Genomic DNA, 25,813 nt, shown 5'->3' on the forward strand with positions numbered 1-25,813 from the left:
TGCCATTCGTCTATGGTGATGTCATACAAACGATACAGAATCATCTAGATGGTATTTGCAATTACTTTAAGACCCGGACAACGAGTGGCGTTATGGAAGGTATCAACAACAAGCTCAAACTCATAAAGCGAAGAGCTTATGGCTTCACAAACTTTGAGAACTTTCGCGCTCGTCTATTAGCTTGCTTTCCTGATTAGAAAAACTTATCACTATAATGTCAGAAGAGCCTAAAAAATAGATTTTTTACTCACGCTGCAATCAAGGCTGGGTTTTACAAAAGTCAGGATAAGTTTCTCGCTACCTTTGAAACAGCACGGACAAGTTTTGCATTAGGGAAAACAGCTTCTGCGACCATGAGTGCAACTGGAGCATGTTTGCAAGCAGCTTTGTAGGCTTTCTTTACGTGCTTAGTTTTTAGTTTAACTCCCATATTTTGATCTCCATAGTGTTACTAGATACAAAAATCCTTTTCTATGTTGCGCATCTATCAGTACTGGTATCAACTAATATCTAATAAAGAATACTAACACTTCATCAATGCATCCCTATTTGTAAATAAATAAAAAGAAGATCGCAGTTCCTATCCTATCTACAACTCTAATGCTGAAAACCTTCCTTCAATAGAGTTCCACATATAATTTACTGATGACAATTTGTATATCAGATCGGTTGCTGTTCGCCCGTTGAAGGATCAAACCAGGATGACTGAGTATTTTACCTGCCCAGTTTGTGGGACAGATGTGCCGCTCAAGGCCCGTGCCTGTCCGGAGTGTGGCTCTGATAAAGAAACGGGCTGGTCTGAAGCAGCACAGTATGCCCATCTTTTGCCCGATCGCCGTGAAGAAGGCTATGCCGAACAACCAGCGTGGCGGACTTACATAATTCCGATCGCAGCTCTGGTTTGTCTGAGCGGCTTTTTGATGGCTGCTGGGTTGTTCTGGGCTGCAATCCTAGTGCCACTCGCCGTCGCGGCAGTTCGCCTCGTTATGTGGTTTATGAGTCGATTGGGCAATACCAACCGTGGGTTAGAACGCCAAGCCTATCAACAGCTCGTGCGTCGAGCAGCGGGTGATCACTCAATGGCTGATCGGTTAATTGAATTCGAACGAAAACGCACCCCTGAAGCAACGCGCCTGCAGCTTATTCAAAGCGCAATTTTTCGCTGGGATCGCGATCGCTAACTTGAGTCTGAGTTAATGGAGATGCGATCGCACGTCTTGGAACCCGACTCTACTATTTTTATTTTTCTCTAGTTTTGTGGCTGCAGATTCAACTTTGGGCACTCTCTAGGCAGCAAGAGCGTTAGGTGGATGATGTACTTGCCTGTTTCGCTTGAGGTCTTGACCGATGCCCCAACGACTTGGTTTCTCCCAATGGTTCACCGCAGCGTTGGTGGGTAGTGCCCTGAGCTTGAATGGCTGTGGTAGCACTCCGCCAGCCGCTGATACGGCTCCCTCGGAACTGACCACATCTGGAGTCTCTGCGGTTGAACCTAACAGCTCAGCATCTGCCCCTCCAACAGATAAGAATAGCCCTGAACCCGATGCTACTCAACCTGTTTTAGATCCCTCTAGTGCTCCTGCAGAAGCATCATCTGTAAATGATGAACTCACTCTTGGTGCTGGGGAATCTCGGTTACTGACTCCGGCAGAATTGGGTTGGGTTGAGCGCAATCTGCCTGTACAAGGGCGATCTATCAACATCGATCAGAGTTTTTGGGTGAATTTGCGCGATTTCGGAGAAGTCGCATTCGTTGTTACCTCTGCTGTGGATGATCCTAGCAGTAGCGTCAACGACTTAGCCATTTACCTCATGTCACCTGAGGGAGAGCTGATTGAGCAGCTACCCGCCAATCCTGATGCTACCTGGATTTTGTGGGAAACTCAGGCCGTGTCGTTCCATCTGCTTAACGGTTTTGACTATGTCATTGTCATTGCGGATTACATTACCGGGGCAGGCCCAACCGGAAGCATGCCCTTTCCAGTGACGACGGTCTATAACAATGAGGGCGGCTACTTCACCGTCGATGCTGCCGCGAGCCGTAGCTTGACCGATCGCGGCGTTAGCACCGTTGCTGATGCCAATACCATTTTGCAAAATGAGCTGGGGTATATTCCTTAATCTGCTCCTCAGTCAGTTTTGCCTTAAAGAAATTCACCCCACCAATAGCTGGATCAGCGACTCGAATGACATCACCCGCGTTAACTGAAAGGAAAGGAGGGAAGGTTTCTTGGATTTCTTCTGGTGTGGAAGAACCATGCCGGAGCAAAACACCCCACGGGTCTGCGGCTGAAGGAATACTCAAGTCTGTTCTACCCGCCAAGAAAATTGCATCGCTGCCGTCAATCGTCAAGTTAAAGACAGCAGCTTTTGCAGAACTCGCTAGTAGCAAAGGAACAGTGAATGCAGTCGCAAAAAATAACGTTCTCCTAAACATAAATCAAAACCTCTTAAGCCTGAATGGGCAAAGCTATAACGGATAGCACCCTGAATTCGTGAATCCTGGACTAGCAACAGTGACTAACCGAAAGACCTTAACAATATAGGTGTCTGAGGCTTCTATATCATTACCCTTGGAGGTACTAACCGATGGTGATGTGGCAATACAATTAGAGTTAAGTTGGAGCTGTTTAGAGGCCCCCTTTTTGCCGTTATAGTCTACATCTACGGGGAAATACGTAATCGTTGAAAAACGCAATATAGCATTTGCCGAATTGTCTCTAGGTTTAGTACAAGTTGCGATCGCGCTTTCTCCGACTCATCAAAAACTGCGATCGCACTCTATTAATCAACCACCGTCAAGCCTCGACCTGTGAATGCTCCGGTAGCTTACACACCATGCGCTTGCCCTCCACATGCTGACTTAGCCAAGTGGCAATATCCCCTGCTACCTCTGCCGCACAGAGATCATTGTGTAAATCGTGGTATCCCCCCTCATAGAGGCGATACTGCTTATCATCCATCTGCAACTGGTCAAACAAATAGCGGCTGCCTGGTGCCAGCGTCACCGCATCTGCGCTGCCCTGTAGCACCAACGTCGGCAGTTGAAGCTCCGACAGATGCGCCCGAATCCACTCCGTCGTCCGAATAAACTCCGTGGCCAGTCGCGCCGTTCCCTTCGTGTGGCGCAACTTATCCGCCGCATAGGCTTCCAAAATTGCCGGATCGCGGGAGGCAGATTCCCGGCAAATACCCGTATTGAGCGTAAACCGAGGATAAATTCTGGAAAAGAACCGCCCAATCAGCAGCTTTAGCGATCGCACACACACTGGCCCAATCGCTGGAGCCATCAAAATCATTCCTGCTGGCGGCAGCACCCCATCCGCACAGTTGGTTTTACGGTGCATCACATAGTCCAGCACAATTACCCCACCCAGGCTGTGCCCCATGATAAAGCAAGGTCGATTAGGCAGTTGCTTACGCATCAATAGCCAGCACTGGTGCAAATCCTGGCGATGCTGCTGCCACGACTGAATATGACCTCGCTGTCCTGATGAACGACCATGTCCCCGCAGGTCATACTCATAGACCATAATCCCCTGCGGCAACAGTGCCTGAATCACATTTTCAAACCAACCGCAGCGAGCCCCTAATCCATGTACAATTAGGAGTCCAGCCCTCACTTCGCCATCTGGATGCCACTGTTGGTAATACAGTTCGAGTCCGTCAGCGGTTTTGAATCGTCCTTCGGTGCGTCTCATGCTGGGTTCTCCGTGGATGAGTCGAGGTTGGATGGATAGTAGGGTGGATGGGTGGAGGAGGGGGGAGTGGTTAATAGTGAAGCACGTGAATCAGTTGATGGTGAGGGGGAGGGGGAGAGGATGCCGTTGAGGTTGTGGGGGGTGTAATGGAATTTGTATTAGAGTCAATCAGTTCAGAGACGAGGTTGAGATCCAACTGCTCTAGCTGGTGATCGAGCTGGGGTTTGGAGGCTTGGCTGAGCAGCCAGAAGTCGTAGGGGGACTGGCTGAGGTAGTTGGCGTAGCTGGAGCTGAGGTAGGGTGCGATCGCGCTTTCTTGTTTAATATGTACGCCAAAGAACGCAATGCTGAGCGCCTTCACATAGGACTCAAAGGGCAGGGGAACATCGGCTGCACCACGATTTTGATTGGGGCTAGGCGAAACATTGATCTGCAGATCCAATAGGCGAACTAGACGTTGGGCATCACGCAGATGAGATTTGCCCTGCATTAATGCTAAATAAGCATCTGAGTTTTGCAACCAGTGGAACATACGAATTTGCTCAAACGCGAGAGGAGCAGCCGGATCATGGCTTCCTGCTACCAGCATGGCCGGAATTTGCACGTTTGACATCCCCATTGGGCCAAAAACTTCACTGCCCACCGAATCAAGCGAAAGAATCGCCCGAATGCGTGGATCGAGCAAGTGGTATCGCTGGCGCGGCAAACCAAGGGCTTGGCACTGGAGCAATAGCGAAATATTTGGGTCGCAAATCGTTGCGCCACAGGCACTTTCCAGCGTTTCAAAATGAATCTCGGCTCCCGCTAGGGCAAATGCGGTATACGCACCAAACGAGTAGCCCATAATCCCCACGGCATCAAGCTGTAGGCGGTTGTCATAAATTTCTGCATTGCGGTGCTCTAGTTCATCCAGCGTATCCTGGATATCCAGCGGTCGATTAATAAACTCTGTCCACTTGAACAGTTCAGCCGTTTCACCCTGAAGCATCTGCCGCACATAGCTAATATCACTGCCGGGGTGCTGCGGTGCGACTACAACGTAACCGTGAGAGGCCATGTGTCGGCCATACAGCTCCATATCATCGGGACTAGAGGCTAGACCGTGGGACTGCACAATTACGTACATTTTCTCCGGCCAGGGCTGCGGTTCGTAGCAGGTAACGGAGAGCGATCGCAACTCTTCGCTATCATCCACCTGATGCCGCTGTGTCCCATCGAGCATAAACCGAAATCGCTTGACGGTAAAATCCCCCCGCTGCTGCAAATCGGGCAGCTCAGCAAAGTTAACGGCAGAGGCGACCTGCTGCTCTTGAGCCGCTAGTTCACGAACCGTTGCAATGGTGCGATCGGTTTCTTGCAGCATCAGCTCCACCCGTTTCGCGGTGAACAAGAGCTGGTCGGTGTTGAACTGAATCGTGTCTGGGAAACGCCGCAAAAAGCTGAGCAGTGACAAACCTTCTGGATCAGCCGCCATTTGAATCAGCATTTCCTTCAGCGCATGGCGTTTGTCAGGATGATTGTCGTGATGATCCGGTAAATGGAAGAAGTGCTCAAACCAGCCCACTAGCATGTCTCCCACGGAGGTCTGGAAAAAATGCTGGAGCTGCGTGGGATTGAGTTCAAGGCGCGATCGCAAAATTCGCCGACACTTCACCTGATGAGATTTATGGCTGTCACCCAAGTACACTTCACAGGTTTTATTGGCGACGTAGGGCAGCGCTTGGGCATCGAAAAAATTCTTGACCCGCCGAAAGAACTGAATCAGAAACGCTCTAAAGTTGCGTTCGGCAGATGAGCTGGATGGTGTAGCGGGCGGCTCCGGCACAGCAGGAGACGAAGATTCAGGAGGGATCATATAGACAGTCCAAAAAACGAACAACATGGCTGCTGTCCGCTCTTCTCCTGTTTCTATGATGGTCGATCGACGCTAGAACTGGGGGATTTAGTAACGATTAGCAATCTCTAATGAGGGCTAACTGGGGATGAAACGCTAAATGAGAACGAAATGTCGATGAAAGTGTGATGGTTGATGGAAGTAGGCCAACTTATCATTGCGAGATACTAGGAAGGTTTGGATAAAGTCCCTGTAAAGCCAAAGCTTGACGGAGTTGCGACCGATTGGCATCATTCATCTTGAGCAAAAACACGGTGGTTCTTCCAGCCGGAGTCACACCTATGATGAATCCGCAATCATGCTTGAAATGCTCTGACCAAATTTCAATACGAGGATTGAAAAGAGGCGTAATATCACCAGTTATCGGATCGATGCTAGCTATGTCAGAGCCTTTGTGGCGGTTACAAGGTAGACAAGCTAAGACGAGGTTTTCGGCAGTGGTTTGGCCGCCATGCTTAAGTGCGATCGCATGATCAATTTCATGACTGTAAATTGAAAACGTCTGATGGATTAGACAGTATTCACAAGTTCCTGATGCTCGCTGAAAAACCAGTTGGCGAAGTGATGCCGGAATGTAATCAGTCACAGTAATCAGCTTTGAGAATTTGTGTTGAAGGCAGTATATGCTCGGATTTTAAGAAAACCCATCAACGTGTCCAACTGCTCATAAAGATCGAGTTCTGCCCGTTCTGCGGTAGTCAAGACCGCCTCACGGCTTTTCTTCAATAAGATTTGCAGGCGCTCCTGTGAAGCTTGAGAGACTTTGAAATTAATGATTTGCTCGGAGGTCGGACGGCTAACGAGAAAATCTAAAATTTCTTGATAGGTGCCTGAAGAATTGATCAAACTTGGAGAGTTAGTTTGAGTGGAATCGGGTTGTGCAAGTAAGGCTGTAGCAATCAATCGGGTAAACAGGTCAGAAAACTGGCTTTGAAAAGGAGCCAGTTGCTGGGCCAGATCATCAGGAATATCGATGGTGATTTGTGCCATAGCTAAAGAAATACCTTTATGCGTTTGGTCATACATCCGACGATTAGACCTGCTCAACTAGCTGAGCGCGTTTTTGCTCCCACCAATCATCTGTTGCTTCAACCGCATCTCCACTGTCTAGTCCGTCTAGCAGCAGTGATTCGATGCGTTCCTGCTGAGCAATTCGCGCCTGCTCTTGCAAAATAAGCTGATAGACATACTCATTGGCTGAGTGAAATCCTGCTGCTTTTGCTTGCTCTTCAACAAATGCTTGAATCGGCTCTGGCAAAGAAATGTTCAGCATTGGTTCGATCTCGTCGGATGGCATTATCTCTTAGGATAGCTAGAAACGTAGGAATAGAAGTAGCCGGGTAAAACTTGGTCTTAGCACTGCGGGTTGTCCACTCTGTTTTTTCGTGACTCGACATTGCTGGTTAATTTAGATTAGCATCTAATTAGATGAATATCTATATAGGATGAACAGCTATGTTAGCCGTGACACAGCCGCAGGTTGAAACTTTACTTTCATTTTTCAAGGCTTTAGCGAATGAGAGCCGCTTGAAGCTCATTGGTTTACTCGCGCAGCGAGAGCATAGCGTTGAAGAGCTTGCTGCTTTACTGAATCTCAAGGAGCCAACCGTCTCCCATCATCTCGCAAAGCTGAAACAGCTTGAGCTGGTGCAGATGCGGCAAGACAAAAACATCCACTTCTACAAGTTGGATCAACAGGCGCTGGAAACCATGACGAAAGCCTTGTTTACGCCTGAGCAGATTGTGGAATTGACAACCGATATTGACACTGACGCTTGGGAGGCAAAGATTTTACGCAGCTATTTTGTTGATGGTCGTCTGCAAGAGCTGCCAGCCAGCCGTAAGAAGCGTTGGGTGGTGCTGAAGTGGTTAGTGAATCAGTTTGATGAAGACAGGCAGTATGCAGAAAAGGAAGTCAATGCTGTGCTGAAGCCGTTTCATGCTGATGTTGCAACGCTGCGGCGGGAGTTCATTGGCTACAACATGATGCAGAGAGCCCAGGGCAACTATTGGCGAATTCCTGCGGCAGAATGGCGCACCGAGGCGGATCAAAATTAATAACGCTCATATTTAGCAAAGTGGTGTTTGCGATCGCACATCACATCGCTTCATGATCGTTCTAAACCCAAACGCGCCAGTTTGATCAGTTTGTATGTTACCTGTGCCCAAAGACCTGCGATCGCAGGAACAACGGTGTACAAGAATAGGGGTTGATTGGGAAAAAGAAAGCCAATAAAGAAGGCTCGACCCAATAGCCATTCGCAGTAGATGAGGCTGTTTTGAAATAGAAAGCCAAGGAAACTCATTACCGATAAAAGGTAGATCAAGGGTGGCCATTGATTGCGTAACGAGGTGAACACCCACCAGTTGAGTTGATAGATCCACTCACCGATTTTTGAGAATGCCAACGGCAGCAGCAGTATGTAGATGATTGTCCCCACAACTTGACTGATCAAGGTGCTCAGTTCAGCGCAGCCAGCGGCTTGATCGGCATCGGATGAAGCATTCTGGCGTTCTGCACTGATCCGTGTATTGCGTTGAGCAATGGCTCGATTGATCCACCACTGTAATCCGCCTGCAATAAGGATTGCGCTCATCGCGCCGATCACCGCCAGCTTTGAGGGATCAGCAACAGATGCGGCAACGCTGAAATCAGCAACGCCTAGGATCAGAAAAGAAAAGACCAGGAGGGCGAGATAAATTAGAACCTGAATTAAAACAAATGTCTTGAAAAAGACACCGACAAGTTCATTCACGGTTTATCTATTGTTTACTCTACTGCGTCAGTCTCGGCTTCATTGGTTGTATCTGTATTGGGTTCTGACAGTGCGGGTTCAGGAGCGGGTCGCTGGGTGGCAATGCCCATTTGGACACCTTCAATTTGGCGAATCTGATCCATGATGGCGACGACGCGCCCGTGGGGGACGGCTTCGTCGGCGTTGATCACAACCAGCTTATTGCTTTGATCGGTTAGCAAGGCCACAATACTGGGCTGAAGAGCTTCGAATTCGACCGGATTACGGTTAAGTGCGATCGCACCATTGGCGGCAATGGTCACGGTCACGGGGGTATTCTGCTGCATCTCAGCAGTGGCGGCCTGTGGCAGGTTAACAGGTAAGCCTTCTGAGCGGGTGAGGAACAGCGTAGACACGATAAAAAACGTCAAAATCGCGAAGATGACATCAATCATCGGCACGATATTGAGCTGGGGGGGAATGTCTGGTTCTTCAGGAAGACGCATAGGGATGACCTCGACGAGCAGTTTCATACCAGCGGCGATACATCAACTCTAGCTGACCGCCATATTCTTGAATCAGGGCAATTTGGCGCTTGTAGAGACTACGAAAGGCATTAGCAAAGAGGAGGGTGAAGATGGCGACGACTAGCCCTGCCGCCGTAGAAATCAGCGCTTCGCTGATGCCGCCCGTCACCTCCGCCGTATTGCTGCCGCCAACATCGCCAATATTAATGGACGCAAATGAGGTAATCAAACCCAGAATTGTCCCCAGCAGGCCGAGCAGGGGAGCCACACTGATAATCGTTTCAAACCCGACTGTAAATCGTTTCAGCCGGGGCAGCTCGGCCTGGGTCGCGCTTTCCAGTGCTAAGCGAAAATCATCGGGTGTGGCCTGCTTGAGGCTGAGCGCATCTAAGAAAATCCGGGCAATGGGCAAATCAATATTTTGCTTCAGCAGGGCTTTAACTGCGCCTGGATCGCGGCGATAGGCCATCAGCACGTTGTGGACAACTTTCTGCTGACGACGGGTAATTCGCTGCCAGAACAGCAAGCGTTCTACAACTAGCAAAATGGCAATGATAAACAGGATGAGCAGCGGAATCATCACGACTCCGCCTGCAATAAAGAACTCAATCATGGGCTGATCATAGCTTGAAGGACGTGAGGAGTGAGGAGTGAAAGGGCTGTAAAGGCTGTAAAAGGCTGTAAAGGAAGCTGGTGATTAGTCTTCCGTCTCAGCGCTCAGCACTCAGTCCTCATTTTTCACTCTCAAAACTATGACTCCTCGCTTGGACGATCGCGATCGCGCTGTCCCAGGATAAAACCTGTTGGCTTAAATGACGCATAAAAATGGTTTTAGTCTCCTGTATTTCGTCCGATGTTAGCTGCTGGGAGAGGTGATCGGCATAGGAAGCGGTGGCGGCATCCGGGGAGTTAGATTTAGGGGAAATGCGGAACCAGCGGTCGATCAGAGCGGGTGTAATGCGTAAGTCGGCCTGGATTTGCTCGACTTCAATGGTGGGCTGTAAACCTGCGGTTGTGAAGGCTTGACTCAGTTGTTCCACGTCCCAGCTTAGACTCGGTTGTGACGTGGACTGTTTGGCGTCATAAATACTGTCTTCGGCGGCAACTAAACGCTGATACAGGTTTGCCGGGAACCAGTCTGGTTGCAGCCAACGGTAGAGACGCTGCGATCGCAACGGGATGGTTTCGGCCAGGATGATTTGACCATTATCGGTTAGCAAATCTGCGATCGCACTTAGCAGTTTCGACCAATGTTCAGGATTACCGCCATTAGTCGCCAGCGCGTTGCGCCCGATAACGCAGTCAAACCGGACTTCTGCAATCGGGGAGTTGGGCTGTGTGATCTGATCCAGATCCGGACAGCTAAACGTGATGGGTCGCTGGAGTGACGGTAAGTTTTCGGCCAGTTCCCTGAGCGTTTTCGCTTCTGCGTCAGTTATCGTACGCGCGTAAACCCCGCCTTCGGGGACTTGGCGCAGGGCTTCCCAGGTGAGCAATCCGGTTCCGGCATTGAGATCGAGGACGATATGGTGACGTTGAAGATGGGCGAGGGTAAATATGCGATCGCGGACTTGGCCGAGCCGCTGACCGAGTTGACCAATCGTGCGCTGTAGCCAGCGGTCTTGGCTCTTATTCGGGGGCGAAAAGGTGAGATTTTCAACGGGGGAGGTGCCAATGTCGTCGAGTAGCGCCGCTAGCTGCTCCTCGCGGCGACGGGCGACTTGGCGACGGATTTGGTCTTCGGCTCCCTGATTGGAGGGCTGATAAAACACCTGTCCCTGGAGATTGCCCGGTAGATACTGCTGCGCCACCCAGTGATCGCGGTAGGCATGGGGATAGCGATAGCCTGCACCGTGACCCAGCGTGTTGCGATCGCGGGTGGCATCCTTTAAATGATTGGGCACATCGTCGGCCTGCTCCTGCTCCACTAGCTTCAGCGCATCGAAAAAGCCCAGGACGCTGTTGGATTTCGGCGCATTGGCGAGATACAGTGCCGCGTGAGCCAGGGCATAGTGACCTTCCGGCAGTCCCACTCGGTCAAACGTGGCGGCACAGGACTGAACAACGACGATGGCTTGAGAATCCGCGAGGCCGATATCCTCACTGGCCATCACTAACATGCGCCGGAATAAATAATGGGGATTTTCGCCGCTGTAGATCATCCGGGCCAGCCAGTACAGCGCCGCATCAGGGTCGGAACCGCGCAGGCTCTTGATAAAAGCGCTGATTGTATCGAAATGAGCATCGCCTTCTTTGTCATAGAGTACGGCCCGCTGCTGGATCGATTCTTCGGCCACCAAGAGGGAAATTTGGATGATGCCGTTGGAATCGGGCGGAGTCGTCTCGACTGCAAGTTCCAGCGCATTCAGTAACGCCCGCGCGTCACCGTTGGCGACGTTAATCAAATGCTTCAAGGCGGTGGGGTCAATCTCAACTGACTGCTGACCGTAGCCGCGTTCCTGATCCTGGAGCGTTTGCTGCACAATCTGGCGCAAGTCTTCTGCCGACAGCGGCTTGAGCTGAAACACTCGTGAGCGGCTGACTAGGGCTTTGTTCACTTCGAAATAGGGATTTTCCGTCGTCGCCCCAATCAGAATCACCGTGCCGTTTTCCACCCAGGGCAACAGCGCATCCTGCTGCGCTTTGTTGAACCGATGCACTTCGTCGATAAACAGCAACGTTCGCTGGCCAAACTGACCGCGCCGATCCTGCGCCCGTGCGATCGCATCTCGAATTGCCTGTACTCCAGCCAAAACCGCATTGATGGCAATAAAGTCCGCTTGGGTGCGATTGGCAATTACCCGCGCCAGTGTGGTTTTACCCGTGCCCGGTGGGCCATAGAAAATCAGCGACGAGAGCTGATCGGCCTCAATTGCCCGTCGCAGCAGTCGCCCCGGTGCCAAAATGTGGCCCTGCCCAACATATTCTTGCAGCGTCCGTGGACGCATCCGCGCCGCCAGTGGCGCTTCGGCTTCGATTTGTTGCTGACGGTGATGATCAAATAGGTTCATGTCGCTTCAAGCAGACTGCACAAACGGCATTCTGCATCACTGTGAGAAATCTGCCCGATATGGGCTTTCTAAATAGTAAGACTGTCTCCCTAAGTCCGAATAGTTTGAGCAAGGTATGAACGCACCAAAGTTGAATGTCGCCACTCTCAACGCCGCTCTCACCGAGCTGGAAACCTTGCTTCAGCAAGACCTGTCCATGCCCCAGTTTATGGAACAGGTTGTCTATAGTAGAATGGCACTGACATAAGCTGTATCAAGCTAGCAACCTGGCTTTCAAGACGGAGCGAGGTTCCTGCATTCTTGGGAACGGTTTGGGACGGCGCTTTACAACTCGGGGTTCTGAACGGTTGGGTCGAAACGGAATCACCAACTCTCGCACCACGTTTAACAAGGCCTGGTAGCCTCGCCGTCGTTCGGATGGAGCTAGATGCAGCAACTCAGGCCGGAAGTGATTGAACTGTTGCCGAGCACCTTGTAGAGAGACTCGCAACACCCCGACCTCGCCGTCGGCTGTCGCCTCCCACATCAGGGTGCGAAGCAGATTGTAGGCCAACAGATGCACCCAAATACTTTTGCTCACCATGGTGGGTGTTTTGGCAGCAATCATCTCCATGGCTAAGGTGGTTTTGAGATGCCGGAGATTAACTTCGGCGGCCTGCCAGCGGAGCTGATAGAGTTCGGCAAGTTTAGCTTTGGGATAGCGGTTGGGATCGAGTAGCGTCGTTACCACCACAAAGTTGGTCGGGCGAAACCCAGGAACCTGAATGAAGAGATACACTTCCCGCACCTCAATGGATGCCGCCAGAGCCTCGAACTCCTGCGGCTTGAGGGCTTGAGGGCATTGCTTCGGGCGCTGCCAGCGGACGATGTGATCGCCAATGCCCAGTTTTTTGCCCCGTCTGAAATCGCAGCGGCGCTGATGATGCTTGCGAAAGACAGCATCGGCTCCCATCCGGGCGACCCAGGCCAAATCTACATAGGTGCCATAGGCTGAATCGGCCACCACCACATCCTCGGGGCGCAGTTTCTGATAGAGTTGGCGGGCTAGACGCCATTCACTCACCCGCAACGGAGCCATCGCCACGGCCATAACCGCTCCCGTGGTGACACAAAACCACACTTGGAGTTTGAGAATCGGAAAGCCGCAGCCCTCTTTCTGATTGCTGTGTTGAGGATACTCGGCTTGGTTGGCCTGCGTGTCACTCATCAAGACCGTCGTCGCATCAAAGGCTTTAACCGGACGGCCACACCAGCGTTGCTCTGGGGAGACTTGGCGCTGCAACGCCCTCACCACCCGCTCGAACAGGGGCGGAAATATCGACTCGGGAAGGCGTTTTCGTGCTTTACTATAGCCCCCGGTATCGGCTGAGGGCACCTCCAATCCCGACACGCTCATCCAGGTCACCACTCGCTTGACTGCATGGCTGAGACTGCTGTCGGCATCCAGCACTTGGGAGAGCCAACTCCACAGGACGACCATGGGAGTGTAGAGGACTTGTCGATATCGGATTCCCTGCTCGCTCAGCACAGTTTCAATCTCTGCTTCCGGCAGCATCTCAGCAAAGGGTAGACCGATGCTGCTCTGATAGTTGGCCTTGAGAACGTCCGCACGATTCGGCATCATAGAGGCAAGGTTATGGGCTTCAACGGTTTGATTCTGACAAATCAGGCGCTTGAAGCCTTTTTTGCTCTCTTATGTCAGTGCCATTCGTCTATAGTATTTCAAATGCGATCGCAGTTCAGCGGGTTGGCATTTGGCAATATTTGCCGCATCAACAGTCGCTCCACCTACAAGCCGGAGTCGGCTGGTCGCAGTTATCAACACTGCCTCAAATAGAGGTTGCCCCCGGTTCCTACGGTGACTATTTGTTGCGGATGACCCAGCCTCTCATGATTGAGGACTGGGGCCAGGAGACCCGTTTTTCACTGCCGGAAAGCTTTGAATCAGCCAATTCGACTCACTCGTTTAGCAGCATTAGCATTCCACTGCGGCGGCAGTCTTCCCTTTACGGCATCCTGGAAATTCAAACTCTGCGATCGCACCGACCTCTCAACTTTGGTGAAGGTCTCATTTTTCTGCGGGCTATCGGTCAAATCATTGTCCTTGCCCTAGAACGGCAGCAGGTGCGGGAGATGACGCAGCAGGTCGCTCAGGCCGAGGTTGTTCAGGCAAAACTGCGGCAGCAGGTGAATGAACTACAGGCGATTGAGTCCGTCCTGCGGGAAAGTGAAGAACGCTACGCTCTCGCCGTTAATGGCTCCCATGATGGCGTCTGGGACTGGAACTTACGCACCAATGCAGTTTATTTTTCAGCCGCGTGGAAATCCACGCTCGGTTACGCTGATCATGAGTTAGACAACAAGCTTTCCGAGTGGATGAGCCGCGTGCATCCTGAGGACATCAAAAAGCTGTATCAGGCGGTTGATCACCATGCTCAAGGTTTGACGCCACAGTTCCGCAGCGAGTATCGGCTACTGCATCGAGATGGTTCCTATCGCTGGATGCAAAGTCGAGGATTAGCCCTCCGGGATCCCCACGGAGAAGCGCGCCGAATTGCTGGTTTCCAAACCGATATTACGATTAGCAAAACCACCAACGATCAGCTCCGCTATCTTGCTCTGCACGATCAGCTAACTGGATTAGCCAATCGCTCCCTGTTTATGGATCGGCTTGAACATGCGATGCGAATGGTGCAGCGCTATGAAGATATGGCGTTTGCGGTCATTTTCCTCGATCTAGACCGCTTCAAGCTGATCAACGACAGTATGGGGCATTTGGTGGGCGACCAGCTACTGATTACGGTGGCAGAACGCCTAAAAAAAGGTTTGCGCAATAGCGATACTTGTGCGCGGCTCGGGGGAGATGAATTTGTGGCGCTGCTCGAATTCGTCCAGTCTGACCAGAGCGCCATCACCATTGTGCAGCGAATTCAAGACGAACTCAGCCGCCCAATTCATTTAGAAAACCGCGAAGTCTATGTCAACGCCAGTATTGGGATTGTCATGAGTTCGGTGGACTACACGCAGCCCGAGGAATTTTTGCGAGATGCCGATACAGCCATGTATCATGCCAAAGCATCTGGTAAAGGGCAGTATGCGTTTTTTACTCAGGCTATGCGAGAATCTGCGATCGCAGCGCTTAGCATGGAGTCCGATTTGCGTCAGGCGCTGAATCGCCAAGAATTTAAGCTATATTATCAGCCCATTGTGTCCCTACGCAGCCGTCGCATCATTGGGTTTGAGGCACTGATTCGCTGGCAGCACCCCGAAAAAGGCATTGTCATGCCCGCCGAATTTATCAAGATCGCTGAAGAAACGGGGCTGATTGTCCCCATTAGTTGGTGGTCACTGGAACAAGCCTGTCAACAAATTCGCCAGTGGCAGCAGCAATACTACAGTGATTCCCCACTGTCTATCAGCATTAATATTTCGCGTCGCCAGTTTGCCCAAGATAATCTGATTAACCAAATTCAAGCCATTCTGGCAGAAACAGGATTGGAGCCAAGCTGTCTGACTTTAGAAATTACTGAGAGCGCCATCATGGAAAATGTTGAACATGCTTCAGCACAAATGGGTCAGCTCAAAGCATTAGGTGTTCAACTATGTATGGATGATTTTGGCACGGGCTATTCATCCTTGAGCCACCTGCATTTGTTTCCAATTGATATCCTCAAAATTGATTCATCCTTTATTCAACAGGCCGACAGCGACTTTTCTAAACTTGAAATCATCCGGACTGTCGCTTCCCTCGCATGGAATCTTGGTATTGAAGTTGTAGCCGAAGGCGTTGAAAATAATAAGCAGGTCACTCAGCTTAAGCTCCTCAAGTGTGAACTTGCCCAGGGATATCTATTTTCTAGACCAATGGATGCCGAGTCTGCTGCCCAGTTTTTAGACGACCTTTTGTAAAGGTATTATCTAGCCACTGGATGCGGCGACCCGATAATACCTTTACAAACACTTGCAACCACCAACTCCTCAGGCTTCTCGCCTCACCGCGTTAAAAGGCTGAGAATAATCTGTAGCCGCAAAGCCGCAATGGTCTGAGACTACACGATTTGAAACTGATTGACCGATAGAGAAGCAGGTCGATTGCTCAGATAAGCAAGCCCAACAGCGCTTTGCCCACCAACACCATCGACATCAAAACTCAATAGGCCATTGCTGGTGTTGTACAGGAAATTAGCGTTGTTCCCCACCGCAGTCGGGTTTGAACCAACGACCAATGCACCCGTACTGGAGGCTGTGTTGCTGGCCAAACTCATCCCAGTCGTTAGACCACCACCGAAAGCAGAGGCCAAAATTTGGAAGAAATCGTTTGCGCCAAAGTCGGTGATCGCATCTATACCTTGATTCGGATTGGTATAAGCAAACGTATCGCTGCCGCCGCCCCCGGTCAAGATGTCATCGCCACCATTTCCTTGCAGGATATTGTTGCCACCATTGCCAATTAGGGTATCGCTATACCGACTACCGACGAGGTTTGTCACATTGGTTGCGATCGCATCTTTGCCAATCAATGAGTCATACCAAGTATTGCCCATCTTGTCATAGCCTGCCGCCGTTGGGTGCAGGGCATCGTTGGCCAGCATGTCATCCCAGGTTAAGCTGCCGCCTGCTTCAACTAGCTTAATTCTCTTGCCTTCTGCAATCTTTTTCGGAACTAGCTCCCGAATCAGTCGGTTATATTCTTCAACGGTTTGCGAAGATGCAACCGATCCGCGATCGCGATCCGATGGAATCGGCGTAATGGTTGAAACTAAGAGATACGTCTCCGGCGATTGAGCGGTAATTTTGTTGATCAGAGATTCTAAACTCTTGATCATGCCCGATGGATTATGGCCACCCGCATCATTCGTCCCAATCATCAACAGAACCGCATCCGGCTGATACGCACTCATCAACCCGCCATCAACCAGACTGCTAATGTAGCTAATCTTTTCCCCAGGATGTCCCTCATGATCGACATCTAAAAGGCTGGCTGGGGCATTGGTGTTTTTCTGCGAACCTACGAAGTTCACAGTTTGTGCATTGCCAACTAAGCCATCCTCCTCAAATCGTTCCCACATCTGGACTCGATAAGCTCCAGGATAGGGACTGTTGCGATGGACACCCGCTGTAATGGAGTCTCCTAGCGCCATGATCTTAGGCGTCGCTAAATTGCCATACACAGGCTTCAACACCGTCCGAGTGTTGAGATTCGCGATAATGCCTTGAACAGCATTCGCATAGTTGGCGGTTCCTGGATTAGTCGGCAACGGTGCGACCGTCACGGTTACGGTTGCCGTGTCCTGTCCACCCTGACTATCCTGAATCGTATAGGTGAATGTATCCGTACCGCTAAAATCTCCAGCGGGCGTATAGTTCACCGTACCGTTGGCATTAACTACAACGCTGCCACCCTGTGCAGACGTAGATTGCACCCCAGTTATACTCAGTGGATTGCCATCGGGGTCAGTGTCATTGCCTAAGACGTTAATGGACACTGCCGTATTGGCATCGGTATTCGCTGTGTCATTGACCGCATCGGGTGGACGATTGGTTGGTGTCGAAATAGGGTCAAACTGGACATAGTCAATCCGAGCAACTTCACCACTGTTGAGCGTACCGATGATCTGAACTTGCGCTCCTTCATTGATGGTGATGTTGGGAATCTCGATGAAACGTCGGTTCTGCGCTGTGGCGCGAGTGCCGCCTGCACTCTTGTCCATTGCTACGACAGCAACCTGCTGTCCATTTACCAGCAGTTTCAGGGTTGAGATGCCATCACTCTCATCGTGAACAACCAGTGTCACTTTATAAACGCCAGAACCGTTGTCGAATGAGGTGATCGTCGCACTTCCTTCAGTGGCATTGTTATTCAGCCGAATCATCTTGCCGCCAGAGGCAAAGGTTTGGCTTTCCACCTCATAGCCGTTGGCCAGCACCATGTTCTCGGCTTCGACTTTGAGTGAAGTTGCAGGTTTACCGCTACTGGGAGGAGGCGCAACATTCACAGTAATCGTTGCCGTGTCCTGTCCACCCTGACCATCTTGAATGGTGTAGGTAAATGTATCTGTTCCACTGAAATTAGCTGCAGGCGTGTACTGTAGGGTTCCGTTTGAATTCACAACAACGCTGCCGCCCTGGGCAGACGTAGATTGCACCCCAGTGATACTGAGAGGATTGCCATCCGGATCAGTGTCATTGCCCAGCACATTAATGAACACTGCCGTGTTGGCATCGGTATTAGCCGTGTCATTGACCGCATCCGGTGGACGATTGGTTGGTGTCGAAATAGGGTCAAACTGGACGTAGTCAATCCGAGCAACTTCACCACTGTTGAGCGTGCCGATGATCTGAACTTGCGCTCCTTCGTTGAGGGTGATGTTGGGAATCTCGATGAAGCGTCGGTTTTGCGCTGTGGCGCGAGTGCCGCCTGCACTCTGATCCATTGCCACCACAGCAACCTGCTGTCCATCTACTACCAGCTTCAGGGTTGAGATCCCATCACTCTCATCGTGAACAACCAGTGTCACTTTATAAACGCCAGAACCATTGTCAAATGAGGCGATCGTCGCGCTTCCTTCAGTGGCATTGTTATTCAGCCGAATCATCTTGCCACCGGATGCAAAGCTCTGGCTTTCTACTTCATAGCCGTTGGCCAGCACCATGTTCTCGGCTTCGACTTTGAGGGAAGTTACAGGTCTACCTCCACTGGGAGGAGGTGTTACAGGCGGTGCAACATTGACAGTAACCGTTGCTGTATCCTGTCCACCTTGACCATCCTGGATGGTGTAAGTAAACGTATCCGTCCCACTGAAGTTAGCCGCAGGCGTGTACTGTAAGGTTCCGTTTGAATTCACAACAACGCTGCCGCCTTGAGCAGAAGTTGGCTGCACAGAGGTAATGCTTAGCGGATTGCCATCGGGGTCAATATCGTTGCCCAAGACGTCAATAGATACGGCAGTATTCGCAGTTGTGCTGGCCGTGTCGTTGACCGCATCGGGGGATTGGTTGGCGGGCGGAGTCGTTCCACCTCCACCAGTCGCTTGCACGAGCGAAAATTCTAGGTAATCAACGCGAGCCTGTTCCCCTGCATCCAGTGTTCCTACAAGTTGAATTTGAGAAGTTGGCGTTAAGTTAACACCTTGAAACGTAATTTGTCTTAAGTTGCGGGCCTCAGCGCGGGTTCCACCAGCGCTTTGGTTGAGGATTGTTGTACCAACTAGCTGCCCATCAACATAGAGAGATAACTGCGAGGCACCATCCGACTCATCATAAGCACCGATGGTGATGTTATACGTTCCGGCAGGGGCATCACCCAGTGCAGCAAACGTAGTGGTGGCAGTTCCTGAGCCTGCACTATTTAGCTCAATATAGGCACCACCCGAAGCAAAGCTTTTAGATGCGGTTACATATCCCGCTAAATTCAAACTTTCTGCTTCAATGCGACGGATTAGATCCATTTCGTCTTCGTTTCCTTTTTATCAAATAATGGAGGCTAAATGGTTGATGCAATCCCTCAAACTGCTCATGTGTAATTCCCATTGAGAAACCCGCGCATTCTGCGCGGGCTTTTCAGTATCTAGGTTGTTTTTCTTATGAGCTAGTGATTTTCAAAAACAGCAGGCACAGTTTGGGAGGCTTACCACAGTTTTTGATGATTTATCAGTAAAAATAAAAGTAAGAAAAGATGCGATCGCATCTGCTTCTTCTTTATTTCTAGTTAGCTATTTTTACGGATTATTTGTCATCAGTGAAGGTTGTTATTCACACTAGCTTCACAAGCATACTTAGTTTTCTAGAAGCGAATTAAGCCAACGCAACAGAAGCGGCTAGCTGACCGCTAGCCGCTTCTGTTGTGCTTGAAAATTAATGAATTTGGCTCAGTTCTGTTAGAAAATAAATGTTTTTGTGGCGCGGCTTTGCCGCGCCACAAAAACGTCTTAATCTCTGTGGGTCTAATTCCCCGTGGCTTGCCACGTTAGTGGTAGCGCGGGAGTGCGTCCCGAAGGGCAAATTCCGTAATGCCCCGTCCGCTTGCGGCGGGGATAGGAATTTGAGCGCCCCGCGAGATTTACTCAATATGGCTATCGCTGTAATTCAAGAAATCAGCCACTGATGTATACGAGTGACAAAGTTAGAAACCATTTCTTTGTCGTAGCAGGGAATGCCGAATATAAAGCCGCTGCCTAAATAATGATCCGTCTGTGGTGCTGTCCAGTACTGGATTTGGTTGGAAGACGTCCGATAAATATCGCGCAGAAACTGTAAGTCAGCCGCCGGTTCATTTTCGGCATCAACCAAGAAAATGGGCTTTTGGGTACTTTGTGAAAAGGTATCAACGTAGTTTTCAATATTGAGCGGCTCTAGTACCTGTTGCCACAGTTCAAAGCTGATCGGATGGTTCAGTTGCATATCAGCTTGCCATCGCATCAGTAGCTTCTTTTTCTCCCGTGCTTCAGGATTTAAAAATCGCTCTGATAGCCGACGTGGTGGCCCAAACGAAATCGTTTTTTGAATACGCGGATCGCGAGCTTGTGCTGCCAGCGCAACTGCACCACCCCAGGAATGACCAAATACATAGAGATTTTCGCTATGTTCAGGATAATTGGCTTTCAAATAGTCAACTGCCGATACAACATCCTGAGCAAAGTCAAAGTTCTGAACACCATATTCCTGCGGATCTTGTGATTGTCCGTAGCCCCGCATGTCAAAGACAAACACGGCATAACCCAAAGCACGCATTTCTTGAGCTAGAGCCCTCATCAGCGTTAGCTTTCGACCAAAAACTGATGAACCGTGTAGCAAAACAATCGTAGAAGCCGTTGGATTCTCACGAGGTAAATAAACATCACCCACTAACTGTAGGTCATCTGCATAGAACCGAACTGTTTTGGTAGGCTGAGGAGATGCAATTCGCAGATTTAGAATTCGCTTTAGTTCTAAATGATGATAGCGATGATAGAAATGGCTAATTAATTGATATAACCACTTCCAATATCGATGTTGATCGCTAAATGATTCGTAGAATCTAGCTTTACCTTGACTAACTAGCATTTGAATTCAAATTCAACTTGGTGGATCGAGTCTTGGTGGTGCAGAAAACTCCTGGAACCCTTATGTGTCAAGGATTCTCATTGAGACAGTGATTTTCGAGTCTTTCAGGAAATTGAACGAGGATAGTAGGTTTCAGCCACTGTTTTGGCTATCTAAGCTGTCCACTGTGAGACTCAAAAAAGTTTTCTGCACCACTAAGGGATCGAGTTTATGAATCAGTCAATACAAAACTCTAAAAATAAATCACTAGAATTAAGCCTGGGGATTTTCCTCTTTTAATGCAGACTGACTTTGCATTTTAGAGATATTTTCTCTGCGTAGTGCATAGACTAAACCACCTATCAAACCTTGAATTAGCAGAATAGCATAGAGCAACAGCGAATAGGCCAATGCTTCTGTTTTTGCTACTGCAAAGACAGCGAAGAAAGTTATAAAGAGTTGCTCACGAACCCCAATACCGTTGATGGAAATCGGCAATGTAATAATGAGAGTGATGATAGGAATGGTAATAAAGTAGCTATAAAATGGAACGTCCAAATTGAGAGCTACAGCTACAATATAGTGGTAAATGACAACATTGATCTGAAGCAAAAATGATAGCCATAAGGCATTGAATAAGACTCGCTTTTGTTGTTGAAAGACTTCAAATGCGGTCGCAATTTTACCCAGCGTTGTACTAAGTTTCTGCACGGGTTTCCACTGAATTTGACTGACCAAGTTTGAGAGAGTGCGTGGAGTAACGAAGATTAGCCAGCATAGAACAAGCATCCCAATCAGCCCTAGAAACACGCCTAATCCAGTGAGTGGTATGTTGGCCGTGAGCGGACTAGGAATCAAGAGCATCACGAGCACAATAAACATCAGTGCCAGAACACCTTGAAAGCGATCGACAAAAATAACGGTTAAAGCCGTTGCTCGATTGGCTCCAGCTCTCCAGGAATCGTAGACGCGAATTACATCACCGCCAATACTGGAAGGCAAAATGTTGTTGAAGAAAAAACCAACCCAGTAAGAGCTGATCAAAAACGGAATGCTGGCATCCGCGCCTTGTGCTCGTAACAGAAGACGCCATCGAATTGCGCTAATGTAATATCCAAAGAGCTTGAATAGGAAGGCAAACAGCAGGACAAAGACATTTGCAGAACCAATAATTGCAAGTGTTTCTGTCAGATCAACACCCTGGAGAATCCAGACCATCAGGGCGATAGAAATGGCAAATTTAAGTCCGGTCTGAAGTGCTTTTTTTCTGTTCACGGATGCAGTTCCAGTGATGAGAGGTCGATGAGAAGTGGTGAGTTGTTAAGGGTTGATAGTTAATAGTTAATAGTTAATCGTTGGAGGTTGACCAATAGACGGCCTGTGACTAAGGTTCGCGGATTTTGATGACTTTGGCGGGAACGCCAGCTGCGATCGCATAATCCGGTAAATCTTTGGTTACAACTGCACCTGCACCGACAATTGCGCCTTTACCAACTCGAACGCCGTCTAGCACAGTTGCTCCAGCTCCAATCCAAGCGCCATCACCAATTACAACCGGGCCTTTGGTGTAAACACCTTGCTCCATCATCGGAATATCGAGCCGATCGGTTACGTAGCGTCCGCCGCCGATATAGCAGTTCCCAGCGATCAGAGCAGATTCACCAATTTCAATGCCGCCGCCGGATGACAGAATTGTGTTGCAGCCAATGTCGGTTTTGCGGCCAATGGAGACGGGGCCAGTTTTACCCTGAATCACACAGTTGCGGGAAATAATCACATCGGCTCCAATCTTGATTCCCTGCTCGCCTGCACCGCTGGCATCTAACAGGCTGTAGTCGTCAATTGCAACGCGCTCACCCAAGCTGATTTTACCGGGATGCCGAATTGCCAGCCCCTTGCCGAAAATGACACCTCGGCCCGCCTGCTTAAACAGTTTGGGATACGTCATCTTCCGCAGCAGATAGCCCGGTGCGCCGCTGAGGTCGCCAAACAAAAACTGGAGCAGTTCATAGCGAATCAAGGCCATCAGGCTGCTATCGCCAAGCGCTTTAGCCTGATAGCGACCCAGAAGCGAAGAGCTGGATTGGCTGAGCTGCTGACTCAGAGGAGTCTTTGTAATTAGAATCCGTTCGTCTTTGGATGCAACCATAGTGCGCGTTCTTAAAATCTAGCGATGAAATTTAGCGAGGCCGATCAAGTAGCCTGATAGCTGAGTAATTAGCTGTAAGCACTTAATCCCAAACCCACCTTAAGTTGAAACTCGGAGAACCTCCATGCAATGACGGTGGACTCTCCGAGAATTTACACACAAGTTGGATTTTATAAAGCTTAGGCAAGCCAGCCTTCTTTCTCGTACCATTCGCCTGTAATCCGAATTCCCTTCTCTAAGGGAACTTGGGGTTCATAGCCCAACAGCTTCTTGGCTTTAGAAATATCGAAGGCGCGGTCTTTCAAGAAAAAGTCAACCCGGCGGCGATAGATCGGCGGATCAATATTCAGCGGCTTGCAGATGATTTCGCAGAGGAGTCCGGCAAACCAAACTGGCCAAACCGGAATCTTGAAGTTGGAGACGGGTTTGTTGAAGACATCAGAAATCATCTTCACCATTTCGCTCAGCGGCACGTACTCGTTGCCACCAATCGTAAAGATTTCGCCAATCGCTTCATCTTTTTCGCCAGCCAATGCAATGCCCCGCGCCAAATCTTCCACAAAGGTCATGTGGTACAGCACCTTGCCGCTGCCGATCATGCGGAATTTGCCTTGATAAATGTACTTGAACAGCTTCAGAAAGCGGGTATCGCCAGGGCCATAGATGCCAACTGGACGGACGACTGTACCCGCCATGTTTTCCCGCTTAAAGAAGTCGAGCGCATACAGTTCGCCTTCCAGCTTCGACTGCTGATAGTAGTCACCCGGCTTGTAGGGAGCCTCTTCGGTCGCAGGTGGCTTTGAAATTTCGCCCTGTACACCAACAGTGCTGCAATGGACAAACCGCTTCACGTTGGCAATTTTGGCGGCTTCTAAAACCTTTTTGGTGCCATTCAAATTTACGTCCCAGAACGTCTGAACCGGAACGTTTTCAGCCCGGTAGAGAGCCGCAATGTGGTAAACCACGTCGATACCGGACATAACGCTCTCATCCAGCGGCGCAGAATCAGCCAAATCGGCATAGGCATACTCAACGGGCAGCCCTTCCAGCGCGCTCAAATTGGAGCCTTTCCGCACTAACACTCGGACTTGATGCCCTTTTTCCAGCAGATGCTTGGTCAGATAGCTGCCGGTAAAGCCATTTGCTCCAGTTACGAGAGCTTTCATGAATCGTTCCTCCCTGAGATTAAGAGTTGATGGATGTATATGGATAGGCGCGACTAAGTCAAGTTTCAATCGCTACTTTCGCGGGCTGAGGATTAACGGCATCGAAATATGCTTGTAGTCTGCCCAGTTCCGCTTGAGTGCGGGCAAAATCCCAGCCAAAGAGTTCGCAAAGACGGGGCGCGACCTGCAATGCTCGCTCTGGATTGTCGCCGATGCTCGTGCGCCTCAGCACCAAATCGTCTAAATGCACAACCGCCTCGTCCTGAATGATTTGCCACATTTCGGTCAGCCACTCGGTGTCGCCTGCCTCCGGCATCCAGTCGTAGCTAAAATCGCCGCGCTTTTGAATCACCTCGGCAGGAACCTTTTGTTTGGCAGTGGCCTGGAGTTTGCGATCGCAATTCGGAAAAACGACCCTTAACGTCTTTTCCGCCACCAAGCGCGCCGTTGTGAACTTCACACCCGATACGCTGTAAAGTCCCTTAACCTTGCCTTGCTTGCCGTGATCCAGAATCACTTCCCGCTTAGCAAGCTTCTCGGTGCCTTCTTCCGCAGCGGGCAGCAGGCCGGAGAAAATCCGCACAACTTCTTGCGATGACAGGTTGAGTCCTGGAATCGCCATATTCAGATCATCAATGCAAGCCTGAAGCTGCTCGTCGGTGGGCATGGGCTTCGACTGTACCGGATCGAGCCAAGGATCATGTACCGTTCCCAGCAGGAACCGCCCCTTCCAAGGCCTCAGGAAATAGGTGCGGGCATTGGGTTTCTTCGGTGCGATCGCAAGGGCATGATCTGCGATCGCAGGTCGATCAAACAGAGCATTCCAGGCAATCGAGCTGCGGAAAAGGTCAGGCACGTCTTGATCAAACTGAGCTGCCAGCTCGCGACACCAGGGGCCAGCGGCATTGATTACGACATTGGAGCTGTATTCGTAAACGATACCGCTGACCTGATCCTGACCGACAACACCAACCACTTTACCCTGTGCTGTCTTCAGTTCCTTGGCTTCAACATAGTTGAGTACCGTTGCGCCTAGCTGTGTCGCCCACTGCAGCATGCTGATCACGACCCGCTGAGAATCGGGCATACCGCCGTCATACCAAACCGCGCCGCCCTGCAATCCCTCGGTATCAACTTGGCCAAACCTGTCCTGCACTTGCTGGCTGGTGATGACTTGGCCATTGGGTAACTGGCGCTCTGGCTTAACGCCTTGATTACGAGTGGTGCTGAGCAGGTCATTGAGGGTCAGCGCTACTTTCAAGATTGGCGGCTTGCGCGCCCCATCCCCATACAGCGGCATCAGGCAGGACAGCGTTTCAGTCAGTGCCGGAAACGTGCGGAGGAACCAATGACGCTCACCCACGGACTCAAAGAAGCGAGGCAAATCCAGCGTTTGCAGATAGCGCAGGCCGCCATGCAAAATCCGTAAGCTGTTGTAGCTCGTTTCACCACCAAAATCACCGCGCTCCAGCAGCAAAGGCCGCAAACCGCTCATTGCTGCTGTCAGCGACAGCATGGCACCGTAGATCCCGCCCCCAATAATAATCAGGTCGTGGGTTTGAGTCGCCGCTGCCGCCGGGTCTCGAATAATCTTCGACATAGTTCTCAA

At 50.2% G+C, this 25,813-nt stretch carries 22 protein-coding genes and 1 pseudogene; 6 read left to right on the forward strand and 17 right to left on the reverse strand.

Annotated elements, in window-relative coordinates:
* Positions 1–23: 23 nt before the first annotated feature.
* The 3 genes and pseudogenes from AC286M_RS18630 to AC286M_RS18640 form a co-directional block, all read left to right on the forward strand.
* Positions 24–197 (forward strand): annotated as a pseudogene (locus tag AC286M_RS18630) (transposase); the annotation flags it as partial.
* 504 nt (positions 198–701) lie between these two features.
* The gene (locus AC286M_RS18635) at positions 702–1,181 is read left to right on the forward strand and encodes a hypothetical protein (RefSeq protein ID WP_488205812.1); all 480 of its coding nucleotides are present in this window, start codon (positions 702–704) and stop codon (positions 1,179–1,181) included.
* A gap of 166 nt (positions 1,182–1,347) precedes the next feature.
* Positions 1,348–2,121, forward strand: coding sequence for a hypothetical protein (locus tag AC286M_RS18640; protein ID WP_488205813.1), 774 nt, complete (start codon positions 1,348–1,350; stop codon positions 2,119–2,121).
* Here AC286M_RS18640 and AC286M_RS18645 read toward each other — a convergent pair.
* The 6 genes from AC286M_RS18645 to AC286M_RS18670 form a co-directional block, all read right to left on the reverse strand.
* Entirely contained in the window at positions 2,063–2,437 is a 375-nt protein-coding gene (locus AC286M_RS18645; RefSeq protein ID WP_488205814.1) for a hypothetical protein, read from the reverse strand. The genes AC286M_RS18640 and AC286M_RS18645 overlap by 59 nt on opposite strands.
* Positions 2,438–2,798: 361 nt before the next feature.
* Positions 2,799–3,701: an alpha/beta hydrolase gene (locus tag AC286M_RS18650; protein WP_488205815.1), complete on the reverse strand. Its 903-nt coding sequence runs from the start codon at positions 3,699–3,701 to the stop codon at positions 2,799–2,801.
* A gap of 70 nt (positions 3,702–3,771) precedes the next feature.
* Entirely contained in the window at positions 3,772–5,556 is a 1,785-nt protein-coding gene (locus tag AC286M_RS18655; RefSeq protein WP_488205816.1) for an alpha/beta hydrolase, read from the reverse strand.
* A 193-nt stretch (positions 5,557–5,749) separates the two neighbouring features.
* The gene (locus AC286M_RS18660; protein ID WP_488205817.1) at positions 5,750–6,181 is read right to left on the reverse strand and encodes an HNH endonuclease; all 432 of its coding nucleotides are present in this window, start codon (positions 6,179–6,181) and stop codon (positions 5,750–5,752) included.
* Between the two features lie 5 nt (positions 6,182–6,186).
* The gene (locus AC286M_RS18665; protein WP_488205818.1) at positions 6,187–6,621 is read right to left on the reverse strand and encodes a hypothetical protein; all 435 of its coding nucleotides are present in this window, start codon (positions 6,619–6,621) and stop codon (positions 6,187–6,189) included.
* 7 nt (positions 6,622–6,628) lie between these two features.
* Positions 6,629–6,868: a ribbon-helix-helix domain-containing protein gene (locus AC286M_RS18670; RefSeq protein WP_488205819.1), complete on the reverse strand. Its 240-nt coding sequence runs from the start codon at positions 6,866–6,868 to the stop codon at positions 6,629–6,631.
* 182 nt (positions 6,869–7,050) lie between these two features.
* On the opposite strand from AC286M_RS18670, the gene AC286M_RS18675 reads away from it, so the two are divergent.
* Positions 7,051–7,653 (forward strand): DUF2087 domain-containing protein, encoded by a 603-nt coding sequence (locus AC286M_RS18675; RefSeq protein WP_488205820.1) that lies wholly within the window; start codon positions 7,051–7,053, stop codon positions 7,651–7,653.
* A 50-nt stretch (positions 7,654–7,703) separates the two neighbouring features.
* Here AC286M_RS18675 and AC286M_RS18680 read toward each other — a convergent pair whose 3' ends face one another.
* The 4 genes from AC286M_RS18680 to AC286M_RS18695 all read right to left on the reverse strand — a co-directional run bounded on the left by AC286M_RS18680 (position 7,704) and on the right by AC286M_RS18695 (position 11,868).
* Positions 7,704–8,351 (reverse strand): hypothetical protein, encoded by a 648-nt coding sequence (locus AC286M_RS18680; RefSeq protein ID WP_488205821.1) that lies wholly within the window; start codon positions 8,349–8,351, stop codon positions 7,704–7,706.
* Positions 8,352–8,365: 14 nt separating this feature from the next.
* The gene (locus AC286M_RS18685; protein ID WP_488205822.1) at positions 8,366–8,836 is read right to left on the reverse strand and encodes an ExbD/TolR family protein; all 471 of its coding nucleotides are present in this window, start codon (positions 8,834–8,836) and stop codon (positions 8,366–8,368) included.
* Positions 8,823–9,470, reverse strand: a complete 648-nt coding sequence (locus AC286M_RS18690) for a MotA/TolQ/ExbB proton channel family protein (protein ID WP_488205823.1) — start codon at positions 9,468–9,470, stop codon at positions 8,823–8,825. The genes AC286M_RS18685 and AC286M_RS18690 overlap by 14 nt, the downstream gene beginning before the upstream one ends.
* Before the next feature lie 118 nt (positions 9,471–9,588).
* Positions 9,589–11,868 (reverse strand): AAA family ATPase, encoded by a 2,280-nt coding sequence (locus AC286M_RS18695; protein ID WP_488205824.1) that lies wholly within the window; start codon positions 11,866–11,868, stop codon positions 9,589–9,591.
* Positions 11,869–11,983: 115 nt separating this feature from the next.
* On the opposite strand from AC286M_RS18695, the gene AC286M_RS18700 reads away from it, so the two are divergent.
* Positions 11,984–12,115, forward strand: coding sequence for a hypothetical protein (locus AC286M_RS18700; protein ID WP_488205825.1), 132 nt, complete (start codon positions 11,984–11,986; stop codon positions 12,113–12,115).
* A 6-nt stretch (positions 12,116–12,121) separates the two neighbouring features.
* On the opposite strand, the gene AC286M_RS18705 is transcribed toward AC286M_RS18700, so the two are convergent.
* Positions 12,122–13,537 (reverse strand): IS4 family transposase, encoded by a 1,416-nt coding sequence (locus tag AC286M_RS18705; protein ID WP_488203605.1) that lies wholly within the window; start codon positions 13,535–13,537, stop codon positions 12,122–12,124.
* A gap of 26 nt (positions 13,538–13,563) precedes the next feature.
* Here AC286M_RS18705 and AC286M_RS18710 point away from each other — a divergent pair, with 26 nt between their 5' ends.
* Positions 13,564–15,777: an EAL domain-containing protein gene (locus AC286M_RS18710; RefSeq protein ID WP_488205826.1), complete on the forward strand. Its 2,214-nt coding sequence runs from the start codon at positions 13,564–13,566 to the stop codon at positions 15,775–15,777.
* 140 nt (positions 15,778–15,917) lie between these two features.
* Here AC286M_RS18710 and AC286M_RS18715 read toward each other — a convergent pair whose 3' ends face one another.
* The 6 genes from AC286M_RS18715 to AC286M_RS18740 form a co-directional block, all read right to left on the reverse strand.
* The gene (locus AC286M_RS18715; protein ID WP_488205827.1) at positions 15,918–19,316 is read right to left on the reverse strand and encodes an Ig-like domain-containing protein; all 3,399 of its coding nucleotides are present in this window, start codon (positions 19,314–19,316) and stop codon (positions 15,918–15,920) included.
* Between the two features lie 637 nt (positions 19,317–19,953).
* A complete protein-coding gene (locus AC286M_RS18720) occupies positions 19,954–20,910 on the reverse strand; it encodes an alpha/beta hydrolase (protein WP_488205828.1) in 957 nt (318 codons plus the stop codon).
* 252 nt (positions 20,911–21,162) lie between these two features.
* Positions 21,163–22,164: a lysylphosphatidylglycerol synthase transmembrane domain-containing protein gene (locus AC286M_RS18725; RefSeq protein ID WP_488205829.1), complete on the reverse strand. Its 1,002-nt coding sequence runs from the start codon at positions 22,162–22,164 to the stop codon at positions 21,163–21,165.
* Positions 22,165–22,273: 109 nt separating this feature from the next.
* Entirely contained in the window at positions 22,274–23,038 is a 765-nt protein-coding gene (locus AC286M_RS18730; RefSeq protein WP_488205830.1) for an acyltransferase, read from the reverse strand.
* A 179-nt stretch (positions 23,039–23,217) separates the two neighbouring features.
* On the reverse strand, positions 23,218–24,204 hold the full coding sequence (locus AC286M_RS18735) for an NAD-dependent epimerase/dehydratase family protein (RefSeq protein WP_488205831.1): 987 nt from the start codon (positions 24,202–24,204) through the stop codon (positions 23,218–23,220).
* A gap of 58 nt (positions 24,205–24,262) precedes the next feature.
* Complete coding sequence (locus AC286M_RS18740) at positions 24,263–25,804, reverse strand: FAD-dependent oxidoreductase (RefSeq protein ID WP_488205832.1); 1,542 nt, start codon at positions 25,802–25,804, stop codon at positions 24,263–24,265.
* Positions 25,805–25,813: the final 9 nt, after the last annotated feature.

Source organism: Thainema salinarum CENA647, from assembly GCF_057732415.1.

What these genes read in the sequence shown, in the direction of transcription:
- AC286M_RS18635 (WP_488205812.1), top strand. Translation starts at nt 702, where the DNA reads ATGACTGAGTATTTTACCTGCCCAGTTTGTGGGACAGATGTGCCGCTC.
- AC286M_RS18640 (WP_488205813.1), top strand. Translation starts at nt 1,348, where the DNA reads ATGCCCCAACGACTTGGTTTCTCCCAATGGTTCACCGCAGCGTTGGTG.
- AC286M_RS18645 (WP_488205814.1), bottom strand. Translation starts at nt 2,437, where the DNA reads ATGTTTAGGAGAACGTTATTTTTTGCGACTGCATTCACTGTTCCTTTG.
- AC286M_RS18650 (WP_488205815.1), bottom strand. Translation starts at nt 3,701, where the DNA reads ATGAGACGCACCGAAGGACGATTCAAAACCGCTGACGGACTCGAACTG.
- AC286M_RS18655 (WP_488205816.1), bottom strand. Translation starts at nt 5,556, where the DNA reads ATGATCCCTCCTGAATCTTCGTCTCCTGCTGTGCCGGAGCCGCCCGCT.
- AC286M_RS18665 (WP_488205818.1), bottom strand. Translation starts at nt 6,621, where the DNA reads ATGTATGACCAAACGCATAAAGGTATTTCTTTAGCTATGGCACAAATC.
- AC286M_RS18670 (WP_488205819.1), bottom strand. Translation starts at nt 6,868, where the DNA reads ATGCTGAACATTTCTTTGCCAGAGCCGATTCAAGCATTTGTTGAAGAG.
- AC286M_RS18675 (WP_488205820.1), top strand. Translation starts at nt 7,051, where the DNA reads ATGTTAGCCGTGACACAGCCGCAGGTTGAAACTTTACTTTCATTTTTC.
- AC286M_RS18685 (WP_488205822.1), bottom strand. Translation starts at nt 8,836, where the DNA reads ATGCGTCTTCCTGAAGAACCAGACATTCCCCCCCAGCTCAATATCGTG.
- AC286M_RS18690 (WP_488205823.1), bottom strand. Translation starts at nt 9,470, where the DNA reads ATGATTGAGTTCTTTATTGCAGGCGGAGTCGTGATGATTCCGCTGCTC.
- AC286M_RS18695 (WP_488205824.1), bottom strand. Translation starts at nt 11,868, where the DNA reads ATGAACCTATTTGATCATCACCGTCAGCAACAAATCGAAGCCGAAGCG.
- AC286M_RS18700 (WP_488205825.1), top strand. Translation starts at nt 11,984, where the DNA reads ATGAACGCACCAAAGTTGAATGTCGCCACTCTCAACGCCGCTCTCACC.
- AC286M_RS18710 (WP_488205826.1), top strand. Translation starts at nt 13,564, where the DNA reads ATGTCAGTGCCATTCGTCTATAGTATTTCAAATGCGATCGCAGTTCAG.
- AC286M_RS18715 (WP_488205827.1), bottom strand. Translation starts at nt 19,316, where the DNA reads ATGGATCTAATCCGTCGCATTGAAGCAGAAAGTTTGAATTTAGCGGGA.
- AC286M_RS18720 (WP_488205828.1), bottom strand. Translation starts at nt 20,910, where the DNA reads ATGCTAGTTAGTCAAGGTAAAGCTAGATTCTACGAATCATTTAGCGAT.
- AC286M_RS18730 (WP_488205830.1), bottom strand. Translation starts at nt 23,038, where the DNA reads ATGGTTGCATCCAAAGACGAACGGATTCTAATTACAAAGACTCCTCTG.
- AC286M_RS18735 (WP_488205831.1), bottom strand. Translation starts at nt 24,204, where the DNA reads ATGAAAGCTCTCGTAACTGGAGCAAATGGCTTTACCGGCAGCTATCTG.
- AC286M_RS18740 (WP_488205832.1), bottom strand. Translation starts at nt 25,804, where the DNA reads ATGTCGAAGATTATTCGAGACCCGGCGGCAGCGGCGACTCAAACCCAC.